The sequence below is a fragment of the Gordonia effusa NBRC 100432 genome (assembly GCF_000241305.1).
GTDB classification, from domain to species: domain Bacteria; phylum Actinomycetota; class Actinomycetes; order Mycobacteriales; family Mycobacteriaceae; genus Gordonia; species Gordonia effusa.
This window is the reverse complement of sequence record NZ_BAEH01000041.1, coordinates 50,617-60,693: the sequence shown is the minus strand read 5'-3', so window position 1 is coordinate 60,693 and position 10,077 is coordinate 50,617. Positions and strand designations below refer to the sequence as shown.

Here is a 10,077-nt window from a genome sequence, read left to right as displayed (position 1 = left end):
CCCGACGTCGGGACCATCCTGCTTACCGGCAACGGGCCGAGCCCCAAGGATGGCGGCTGGGCATTCTGTTCCGGCGGCGATCAGCGTATTCGCGGACGGTCGGGATATCAGTACGCGACCAGCCACGACGCCGACGTGAACGCGGCCGACGCATCCAGCGTCGACGCCGCACGAGTCGCCGCCGAAGGCGGACGCCTACACATCCTCGAAGTGCAGCGACTCATCCGGACCATGCCCAAAGTGGTCATCGCGGTCGTTAACGGCTGGGCCGCCGGCGGCGGACACTCGCTGCACGTGGTCGCCGACCTCACCCTCGCTTCGCAGGAACATGCGCGCTTCAAGCAGACCGACGCCGACGTCGGCTCCTTCGACGCCGGATATGGCAGCGCATATCTCGCCAAGCAGGTCGGTCAAAAGTTCGCGCGGGAGATCTTCTTCCTGGGCGAGGCATACGACGCAGCGACCATGTATCACATGGGAGCGGTGAATCGTGTTGTGCCCCATGCCGATTTGGAGAACACCGCCATCGAGTGGGCCCGCAAGATCAACGGCAAGTCACCGACCGCTCAGCGCATGCTGAAATTCGCCTTCAACCTCACCGACGATGGCTTGATGGGTCAGCAAGTGTTCGCCGGCGAAGCGACGCGACTCGCGTATATGACCGACGAGGCCGTCGAAGGCCGCGACGCGTTCCTAGAAAAGCGCGACCCGAACTGGGATTCGTTCCCCTATTACTACTGAGGGTGCGCCACGTGGCTAACAATCGACACCTCACCGCGGTCTCGATACACCCGCCTCGGCTAACGCCTCACCGGGCACTCGACCAGCGGTTATAGCCGCCCCGCCGACGGTCGAGTCGTGCGAACTTGCGAGGTCTCAACCAACGGTCATAACCGCCCAACAGATGGTCGAGTCGCGCGAACTTGCGAGGTCTCAACCAACGGTCATAACCGCCCAACAGATGGTCGAGTCGCGCGAGCTTGCGAGGTCTCGACCAGCGGTCATAACCGCCCAACAGATGGTCGAGTGCCGTCGCGCGAGCTTGCGAGCTCGCCGGTGTATCGAGACCCGGGGAACCGAAATGCCAAGGTGATCAATGCTTTTCACCGAGGTCTCGGTACACCCGCCTCGGCTAACGCCTCGCCGGGCACTCGACCAGCGGTTTGGCCCTTTAGTCGAAGTACTCGCGCAACGCAGCCATCGTGTCGACCCGCTCGGCGTGCGTACCGGCCAACGGCGACGCGAGCACCACCGTCGTACCGGCCTGCTTGAACGCCTCAACCCGTTCTGCCACATAGGATTTCGGTCCGATTAACGACATCGCGCGTACCAGATCGTCCGGCACGGCTGCGGCGGCTTCGGCCTTCTTGCCGTCAAGGTAGAGGTCCTGAATCAGCTTGGCTGCGTCGGCGTAGCCGTACCGCACCACCAGGGAATTGTAGAAGTTCTTTCCCCGCGCGCCCATGCCGCCGATGTAGAGCGCGGCATGGTGCCGGACTCCGGCGAGAGCGTTGTCGATCGCGTCCTGATCCTCGGTGACCAGCGCGGCCGCCTGCACGACGATGCCGAGGTCGCCAAGCGACGGATCACGCTTCGCCTTACCGGCGGCGAGCGCGTCGCCGAACGCGGCATCGACATACTCCGGATGGAACAGGAACGGCTGGAATTCTTCGAACAACTCAGCCGCCAACTCGACATTCTTCGGCCCGATCGCGGCCAGCAGCATCGGAATACGTTCGCGCACTGGATGATTGATGATCTTGAGGGACTTGCCCAGCCCGCTGCCGCCATGTTCCTCATCGAGCGGGAGGGTGTAGTGCTTGCCAGCGAACTCGACCTTCTCGCGCCGCCAAACCTTACGGCAGATTTCGGCGTTCTCACGTGCCCGCCCTAGCGGGAAGTCGTATTTGACGCCGTGGAATCCTTCGATGACCTGCGGCCCCGACGCGCCAATTCCGAGGATCGCCCGGCCGTCCGAAATGTAATCCAACCCCGCCGCGGTCATCGCGAGGTTGGTCGGAGTTCGGGTATACATCGGCAGAATCGCCGTCTGCAGTTCCATCTTCTCGGTCTTGGCCGCGATAAAACCGAGCTGGCTGACGGCGTCGAAGCTATATGCCTCGGGGACCGCGATCCGACCGACGCCAACGCCTTCGAAATCGGCGAGATTGGCAATGGTTTCCCGGAAGTCGCCCGCATAATTGATTGGCATGCCGAGTTTGATGGAAGTCATGTTCGCCGATTCTTCCACGCCACCGGACATCATGGTGTCGGCCACGTCACACCGCGCTTGGTTGCAGTCCGCGGTCGGCTAGATGAACAGTTGGTGAACTCAGCGAATCCTCAGGCAAAGTTGCTGGTCACCTCGCCGACTAATCCGCGCATTGGTTAGGCGAATTCGTAGTCCGCACATCATTATTTAAACCATGAGCGCAGAGATGCTGATCCTAGTGCTGCTGGTGATCACCGCACTTGGTTTCGACTTCACCAACGGATTCCACGACACCGGCAACGCGATGGCCACCTCAATCGCCACCGGCGCCCTCAAACCCAAAGTCGCAGTTGGCCTTTCGGCCATCCTGAACCTGGTCGGAGCGTTTCTCTCCGTCGAGGTCGCGGCCACTATCACCAAAGACGTCCTGAAGATTCAGGGCAAGGACGGCGGCCTTATCGAAGGCCTCGACGCCGAAAAGGCCCTGCTCATCATCTTTGCCGGTCTCATTGGCGGCATCCTCTGGAACCTCTTCACCTGGCTGTTCGGCCTCCCGTCGAGTTCGTCGCACGCATTATTCGGTGGACTAATCGGTGCCGGACTGGCGGCGATCGGAACAGGCGGTGTCAACTGGCACGGCATCACCGCCAAGATCCTGGTTCCCGCCCTTATGGCGCCGGTCATCGCCTGCTTCGTCGCCGGCTGTGGCACCTACCTCATCTACGCGATCACCAAACGACTCTCGGATAACCAGAAGGACGATGGCTTCCGCTACGGCCAGATCGCCACGGCCTCGCTGGTCTCGCTCGCACACGGCACCGGAGACGCTCAGAAGACGATGGGCGTTATCGCGATGGCACTCATCGCCTCCGGCCACCTCGACGCCAGCAGCGTGAAGCATGGGCTGCCCTTCTGGGTCGTGTTCACCTGCGCCGCCGCCATCGCCCTCGGTACCTACCTCGGCGGCTGGCGCATCATCCGCACCCTGGGCAAGGGCCTCGTCGAGATCGCTCCCCCGCAGGGCCTGGCCGCTGAAGCCAGTTCTGCAGCGATCATCTTGACCTCGTCGGCCGCCGGCATGGCGCTGTCGACCACGCACGTCGCCACTGGTTCGATCCTCGGTTCGGGTGTCGGCAAGAAGGGCGCTCAGGTTCGCTGGCAGGTCGCCGGCCGAATGGTCGTCGCCTGGGTTACCACCTTGCCGGCCGCTGGTCTGGTCGGCGCCTTCTGCTACTTCATCGCACATCTCATCGGTGATCTTCCCGGCGCCATCGCGATCTTCGCGATCCTCGTCGCACTCTCGGGCTACATGTACTGGCGTGCCCAGCAGAACAAGGTCGACGCCGGCAACGTCAACGCCGAGTGGGACGACGAGAACGGCCTCATCCCGGCTGACGACGCCACCGTCAAGAACCCCACGACCGTCGCCTGACCTCGAACTAAGGACTGAGAAGACTCATGGATATCGTTGAATCGATCGCCAAGGTGCTGGCCATCGGCCTGCTGCTCGGTGCCGGTCTGCCCGCGCTGTTCGCGGTGGGGCTGCGTTGGTACGCCGATGGTTCGGGAACCGTGCACGAGGACGGCACCGTTTCCGCACCCAACCCAATTCTCAAGTATCTCGGCATGGTGCTCTTCGCCATCGTCGCGCTGGTCATCGTGACTGGCATCCTGTGGATCACCCGTCAGACGATCTACTACTACACCGACGTCAAGATCTTCCCGTTCGGCTACAAATAACCGAAAGCGAGACGCGCACCATGACCAACCAGTCAACATTCGAGTCCATCGTTTCGTGGGTTCGCAAGGGATATCCCGAAGGCATCGACCCGACCGAGTTTCCCCCGCTGCTCGCATTGCTGACCCGCGTCCTCGATGAGCAGGAGGTCACCACGGTGGCGCTAACTCTCGCTCGCGAATACGGCACTGACACCCCGTTGACCGAAGAACAGATCCATGACGCGATCACCCGGGTGACCGCGCAAGAGCCAAACGCCGAAGAAATCAACCAGGTGGCCAGCCGCCTCGCCGCAGCCGGTTGGCCTCTTACCACCGAGGTCACCGTCGGCTGACGCTTCGCACTTCCCCACCAGGAATCCCGTAGCGAAATCGCTGCGGGATTCCTGGTTTCTATACTCTTGCGATAAAGGAGGTACCGCATGGATCGCCCAACGTTCTTGAAGAGTGTCATCGACTGGCTGCGTGCCGGGTACCCCAACGGTGTGCCGCAGGGCGACTACATCCCCTTGGTCGCACTCCTACGACGTCAGCTCACCGAAGACGAGGTTCAGGACGTAGCCGTCTCGCTGATCAAGGAAGCGCGCCTGCCGTCCGATGAGATCTCCAAGATCGATGCCGGCGTCGAGATCACCAAGGTCACCGAGGATTTGCCGAACGATACCGATCTCAACCGGGTGCGCAAGGTTCTCGAAGGTGCCGGTTGGCCATTCGACGACCATCCGCTGGGACCACCGCCGAGTGAGTGACACTCACGCGCGTCGGTTAACCCCACTATCCATGCCGGCGGGCCCCGCGGTCCTCGACGTCGCCGACGAGCTCATCGCACTACTCGACGGCACCGCCGCCTACCTGCCGCTACCGCCCGAAACCGGCGATCCGACCGCCCTTCTCCTCAAAGAAGCACTCGGCGCCGACCAACCGATCGCCGACGATGCCGCACTTGTGATCGCGACGTCGGGCACCACCGGAGTTCCCAAAGGAGCGGTGCATACCGCCGCGACCCTGCGGGCGTCGGCGCGGGCAACGGCCAGGCGGCTCGGCGGGCCCGGCAACTGGCTGCTGGCGCTGCCGGCCCATCACATCGCGGGCTTGCAAGTACTGTTGCGCGCGTTGGCGGCGGGTCACCTGCCCGGGGTCCTCGACGTGTCAGCCGGATTCGATGTTGAAGAATTCATCGCGGCCGCTGATACTCTTCGGGGTCCGCGGCGGTATACCTCGTTAGTACCGACGCAACTATTAAAGGTCCTCGAATCACCCTCGGCGACAAAGGTTCTCAGCGAATTCGATGCGGTCCTCATCGGCGGTGCGGCGACTCCGCCGTCGCTGCGCCTACGAGCCGAGCAGGCAGGGGTACGCATCGTCGCGACCTATGGGATGAGCGAGACCGCGGGCGGCTGCGTCTACGACGGCATGCCGCTCGATGGGGTCAGAGTGCGGATCACTGAGTCTGGACGAGTCGCCCTCGGCGGGCCGACTGTCGCCCACGGCTACCGCAATCTGCCCGATCATCCGTCATTCGCGGAGACCGGCTGGTTTCTTACCGACGATCTCGGACGCGTCGACGACGGTGTGCTGTCGATCATCGGCCGAGCCGACGAGGCCATCAGCACCGGCGGGCTGACGGTCGTGCCGCAGGTGATCGAGGCCGTGCTCCTTGAAGACGCCGCCGTCGCACAATGCGCCGTCGTCGGAGTTCACGACGAACGGCTGGGTCAGCGGGTGGTCGCCGTGGTGGTCGCCGCTGGCGATGTCGAGCCGACACTCGATGCCCTGGCCGGTCGTGTCTCCGAGCAGTGTGATCGCTTCGCCGCACCGCGTGAGTTGTTTATCGTCGATGCGTTGCCGATGCGCGGTCCCGGCAAGGTCGATCGGCGGGCCCTGCGCGCTCAGCTGGAGGGCTGAGGTTCTGGCCGTACTCGCGCATGGAAGGATCGACGCGTGGCTTCGGTGAAACAGTGGATCGACGGTGCGCGACCCCGCACGCTCCCCAACGCGATAGCTCCGGTGGTGGCCGGAACAGGTGCGGCATTGCATCTTGCGGCCGACAGCGTCGGCGATCGTTTCATCGGCATCGAATGGTGGAAAGCTGCTCTGGCCCTTGCTGTTTCGCTCTCGCTGATCGTCGGCGTCAACTACGCCAACGACTACTCCGACGGCGTTCGCGGCACCGACGACGACCGCGTCGGGCCGATGCGACTCGTCGGCTCCGGTGCGGCGAGTCCGGGCGCGGTAAAAGCCGCGGCATTCGGATGCCTCGGCGTCGGCGCGGTGTGCGGGCTCGTGCTGGCGTTGGTCACCGCGTGGTGGTTGGTGTTGATCGGCGCGATCTGCATCGCGGGCGCGTGGTTCTACACCGGCGGCAAGAAGCCCTACGGCTACCTGGGATTCGGCGAGGTCGCGGTATTCCTGTTCTTCGGCCTGGTGGCTGTATGCGGAACGCAATATGTGCTCGTCGAGCGAGTCGACTGGGTTGGGGTGCTTACCGCGATCGCGGTGGGGTCGCTGTCGTCGGCGGTGTTGGTGGTCAATAACCTCCGCGACATCCCGACCGACACCGAGTCTGGCAAGATCACCGTCGCGGTACGACTCGGCGATGCCAAGACTCGGGTCTTGTTCACGACGCTGACGGTTGTGCCGTTTGTCGTATCGCTCGCGCTCGTCGCGGCGACGCCATGGGCACTGATCGGCTTGGTGGCCGCTCCCCTGGTCTACATCGCGAACAAGCCAGTTATCGGCGGAGCGAACGGTATGGGTTTAATCCCAACGTTGGGTGCGACCGGACAGGCGATGCTGGCGTGGTCGGTGTTGACTGCGGTTGGGCTGGCGGTCGGGTAGGGGGCGATAATGCTCTGAATTACCCTGACTTATAGGCATTGTGAAACACAATCGAACGTAATGACGGTTTGAGGCCATGAACTCAGGTGGTCGCCAAATGCGGGAAGCATTGTTGATCAGGCGCGTTGGCGTCGTGATGCCTGTTGTCGTGTTGTGTTCTCAAATTTCGGAGTCGTGTGATGGCACTTCTTCTGACCAACCACCGCAGTCGACGCGGTCACGGCACGCGTGGGCCAGTGCCGATCCCGCCACAGCGCTTGGCGCCTTCAAGTTCGGTGTGCGCGTTCCAGAGTGATCCCGTACGTCGGTGGGTGTTGCCAGGCCGGTGAGAGTGCCGTCTCGCGATCAGTTGGGTGGCCCACCTCCAGAGAGAACGCACCAAGCGCGCCGCCCTGCGACGCTCACCGCGATCTTCGTTGTCGCAAAAAGTGGGGACTGTGCAAATACGGAAAACATGCTTTACTTGCCTTACTTGATTCAATATTCGACATCCACATCTGGCTGCCGGATAAGCGCATGGGGGGTTCACAATGTTTCATCGGTTTGGGGGGATCGCTGCCACCATGGCAGCGGCGCTTCTCCTAGCGTCAGGGTTAGCGGCGACCGCGTCAGCCACTCCCGCACCGTTAGCATCGAAGCATGACCATCTGGTCACCGATGACGGGTGGAAGATTGATCTGCGTGCGTCGGAGTTGGTGGTCAACCCGATGTCGAATGTGGCCAACAGTTTCGCCTCCCGCGAAGGGTGGGTGTCCTCCCGGGTGAAAGGCACCATCACCGGCGCCGGTCGCGAAGACGTCCAATCAGCAATCCTCGAACAGGTTCTAGTGATCGGCTGCCAAGTCGACGTGTCCGACGGCGCCACCCTCGGCTTGGCGACCTCGATTGGGCCAAATGCCAGCGTCAACATCAGCGGCATACCCAGCCTCAGCGTCGGCGGAAGCGCCTCAGTCTCGCCCAGCGTCACCTCCAAACTCGCCCCCGGCAAGATCAGCGAATTCAGCCTCGGCAAAAAGACCCTCCAAACCGACCACGCCTCCATCAGAGCCAAACGCATCCGCGTCTCCGTCGACGGATGTGTAGGACCGACCACCGTGCGGGTAATCGCCCGATTCTCGGTGTCCACCAAAACCTCTGACGACACCACCACCGTCTACTCAGCCCGCATGTGGCTCTAAACCAAACCAGGGGGACAACAGAAAATGACACACTCAAGAGTCAGTAGACGCCGCCTAACTGGGCTGATCGCCCGTACGATTGCCGTCCTCGCCCTTGGCATTGCACTTGTTGCAGCCGTCGTGGCGCTACCCACCGCATCAGCGGAAACACCCGCCGAACGCTGCGCGCGGGAAACGAACACCTACAACTCCGCATGGAAACAATCATGGGTAGCCGCACACCCAGGCAAAACCATCTCCGATGCGCCCGCACCACCAGTGCCCTACACCTGCCACGACCCACAAACCACCACACCCACCACCCCCAGCACCGCACCACCCGCAACACTGCCTGGCACTACATCAGCAACACCCGGCCCCGGACCCAACATGGGAGTCCACGCCCCCACCGACATCCCCACCCCAGGCAAAACACCCATCGTCCGGGCACCTGGACGGGGTCCCTCAGTGCCGCCTGCTTCCTCGTCAGCAGCACTCACTCACCCCACATCGAAAAACGGCCGCGCCGCGATGCGACCGGATGGCGCGGCATTGATTCGCGACAAGCAAAGCACTCGGGGCAATACCTTGAGCCCAAATGGTGGCGACTGCCAAATACCGAATGGAAGGATGACGCCCGTTAGTCCGGGCATAACCAATCGCGCTCTAACCAACGCGTACGATATTAAGCAAGGTCAAGTGGGTGATTGCTGGCTCGTTTCTGCAATAAAAGGATTCGAACTCAGCCCCGCCGGTAGAGCTGGGTTGAAGAAGATGGTGACCCCCTCGGGGAACGGGTACGATGTCCGTCTTTCAGTGAATGGCGAGTGCCGCAAGATTCATGTCGATAAGGTCATCTCCGAAGGCGTCCGCAGTAACAATGGAGATCAGAATATAGCCTCAGTCATCGAGGCTGCAATGCTACAGTATAAAGGAGAGCGAATTTCTTGCGGCGATTTCGCCTTCAACTCCCAGTACGACATTACCAATCATAAAAGTAAGACAGTTAAGGGTTGGGAAATGATGAACGAACTTACCAGCGATCCAAATCGGACTAACGCTTCAATTGCTAACGGAACATCCATAGTCATCGAAACCACCGACAAGAAAGATTACAATCCAATCACCACTGCCATATCGACCCCAAGTGGAATCAGTCGCGGTCTCGACTTTCAGATCGTTCCACATCACGCATACACAGTGACCAACGTCCAGGCCGATGGAATATGGGTAGCAAATCCTTGGGGTAACGGAAGTTACACACACAACGGATCGATTGTTGATACTGGTGACCAATTCTGGATACCCAAAGACAAGATCCCCCTTTACTTCAATGATGCAGCGATCTCTGCACCAATTGGCGAGATGACATGCGTAAAATGAAATTCGGCCGCGTCTCGGCAATCCTCGCTGTTACAGCATTCTTATTAGTGGAAATATCCGCATGCGGAAACACCGATGATAGTGCACGTTCCTTCGATTTAGATACCGTGAAGTACCAGGTATCAAGATTAAAAATCGGCGATAAGCTCACGCTTTCCTCGGGATCAGCTAAAGGCGGCACGTTACACGTCAATAGTCTGTCAGCAGACGGTCGCGGTGCCGTAATTAGCGTGTCGTATCCCGGCGGGGACTTTATCTCAGCTCCGGTATATTCGGGGGAACCTTCGGGCTCAATACGCGGAGTAACCCTCGCGCTACAGTCACCGCCAGACGGCTCAGGTATCCTAAAGCTAGGAATTAATTTGACCATCTCCCCACCGCGTCTCTCGTTGGGAACTTCCAGGGCACCCATGATCAAAAAGGTTGTCAAGGTAAACATCGGTAATTCCGGAGCGCTAGAAGTGGGCCCGACTTCAATCCAAGCAACGAGATCCAACATCGCCAACGCGGTGGGGATCAGCTTGATAACAAAAACACGCGGCGCACCCTTGGAATGGTCCGGCCCGGCTCGAGTGGGTGACTCAATTTCTTTCAATAATGACTATAGAATTTCAATCAAAGACATTCATATCGTGAATTCTGAGCAAGACAAAGTCGGTGTCGTATATGGAACCACCAGTATCGCGTTCAGCTAACTATGGCCACGATTGCACGTCTTGGACCACTAATCGAGACCGGCGACCGCGGTTG

Annotated in this window: 11 protein-coding genes; 10 read left to right on the top strand and 1 reads right to left on the bottom strand. The window is 60.8% G+C overall.

From position 1 onward, the window contains the following. Nucleotides 1–741: 1,4-dihydroxy-2-naphthoyl-CoA synthase (locus tag GOEFS_RS07245; RefSeq protein ID WP_007317246.1), on the top strand; the 741-nt coding region annotated here is incomplete at its 5' end. Between the two features lie 430 nt (nt 742–1,171). On the opposite strand, the gene GOEFS_RS07240 is transcribed toward GOEFS_RS07245, so the two are convergent. Continuing rightward, nucleotides 1,172–2,233: an LLM class F420-dependent oxidoreductase gene (locus GOEFS_RS07240; protein WP_007317245.1), complete on the bottom strand. Its 1,062-nt coding sequence runs from the start codon at nt 2,231–2,233 to the stop codon at nt 1,172–1,174. A gap of 193 nt (nt 2,234–2,426) precedes the next feature. Here GOEFS_RS07240 and GOEFS_RS07235 point away from each other — a divergent pair, with 193 nt between their 5' ends. The 9 genes from GOEFS_RS07235 to GOEFS_RS23205 all read left to right on the top strand — a co-directional run bounded on the left by GOEFS_RS07235 (nt 2,427) and on the right by GOEFS_RS23205 (nt 10,022). Continuing rightward, on the top strand, nt 2,427–3,644 hold the full coding sequence (locus GOEFS_RS07235) for an inorganic phosphate transporter (protein ID WP_007317244.1): 1,218 nt from the start codon (nt 2,427–2,429) through the stop codon (nt 3,642–3,644). Nucleotides 3,645–3,670: 26 nt separating this feature from the next. Then, the gene (locus GOEFS_RS07230) at nt 3,671–3,952 is read left to right on the top strand and encodes a hypothetical protein (protein ID WP_007317243.1); all 282 of its coding nucleotides are present in this window, start codon (nt 3,671–3,673) and stop codon (nt 3,950–3,952) included. Between the two features lie 20 nt (nt 3,953–3,972). Continuing rightward, nucleotides 3,973–4,284, top strand: a complete 312-nt coding sequence (locus GOEFS_RS07225) for a DUF3349 domain-containing protein (protein ID WP_007317242.1) — start codon at nt 3,973–3,975, stop codon at nt 4,282–4,284. Between the two features lie 87 nt (nt 4,285–4,371). Continuing rightward, nucleotides 4,372–4,698 carry a DUF3349 domain-containing protein gene (locus GOEFS_RS07220; protein WP_007317241.1) on the top strand — a complete coding sequence of 109 codons (327 nt, stop codon included), beginning with the start codon at nt 4,372–4,374 and terminating at the stop codon, nt 4,696–4,698. 31 nt (nt 4,699–4,729) lie between these two features. Then, the gene (gene menE, locus GOEFS_RS07215; protein WP_007317240.1) at nt 4,730–5,854 is read left to right on the top strand and encodes an o-succinylbenzoate--CoA ligase; all 1,125 of its coding nucleotides are present in this window, start codon (nt 4,730–4,732) and stop codon (nt 5,852–5,854) included. A 36-nt stretch (nt 5,855–5,890) separates the two neighbouring features. Then, nucleotides 5,891–6,787, top strand: coding sequence for a 1,4-dihydroxy-2-naphthoate polyprenyltransferase (locus GOEFS_RS07210; protein ID WP_007317239.1), 897 nt, complete (start codon nt 5,891–5,893; stop codon nt 6,785–6,787). A 563-nt stretch (nt 6,788–7,350) separates the two neighbouring features. Continuing rightward, complete coding sequence (locus GOEFS_RS07205; RefSeq protein WP_138917926.1) at nt 7,351–7,965, top strand: MspA family porin; 615 nt, start codon at nt 7,351–7,353, stop codon at nt 7,963–7,965. 447 nt (nt 7,966–8,412) lie between these two features. Next, complete coding sequence (locus GOEFS_RS22805) at nt 8,413–9,327, top strand: C2 family cysteine protease (RefSeq protein WP_170323138.1); 915 nt, start codon at nt 8,413–8,415, stop codon at nt 9,325–9,327. Next, nucleotides 9,315–10,022, top strand: a complete 708-nt coding sequence (locus GOEFS_RS23205) for a hypothetical protein (RefSeq protein ID WP_138917925.1) — start codon at nt 9,315–9,317, stop codon at nt 10,020–10,022. Before GOEFS_RS22805 ends, GOEFS_RS23205 begins: the two co-directional genes overlap by 13 nt. Nucleotides 10,023–10,077: the final 55 nt, after the last annotated feature.

Bases quoted from the DNA above. Each gene is read 5' to 3' on its own strand.
- GOEFS_RS23205 (WP_138917925.1), top strand. From the start codon at position 9,315: ATGCGTAAAATGAAATTCGGCCGCGTCTCGGCAATCCTCGCTGTTACA.
- GOEFS_RS07240 (WP_007317245.1), bottom strand. From the start codon at position 2,233: ATGACTTCCATCAAACTCGGCATGCCAATCAATTATGCGGGCGACTTC.
- menE (WP_007317240.1), top strand. From the start codon at position 4,730: ATGCCGGCGGGCCCCGCGGTCCTCGACGTCGCCGACGAGCTCATCGCA.
- GOEFS_RS07225 (WP_007317242.1), top strand. From the start codon at position 3,973: ATGACCAACCAGTCAACATTCGAGTCCATCGTTTCGTGGGTTCGCAAG.
- GOEFS_RS07235 (WP_007317244.1), top strand. From the start codon at position 2,427: ATGAGCGCAGAGATGCTGATCCTAGTGCTGCTGGTGATCACCGCACTT.
- GOEFS_RS07220 (WP_007317241.1), top strand. From the start codon at position 4,372: ATGGATCGCCCAACGTTCTTGAAGAGTGTCATCGACTGGCTGCGTGCC.
- GOEFS_RS07205 (WP_138917926.1), top strand. From the start codon at position 7,351: ATGGCAGCGGCGCTTCTCCTAGCGTCAGGGTTAGCGGCGACCGCGTCA.
- GOEFS_RS07230 (WP_007317243.1), top strand. From the start codon at position 3,671: ATGGATATCGTTGAATCGATCGCCAAGGTGCTGGCCATCGGCCTGCTG.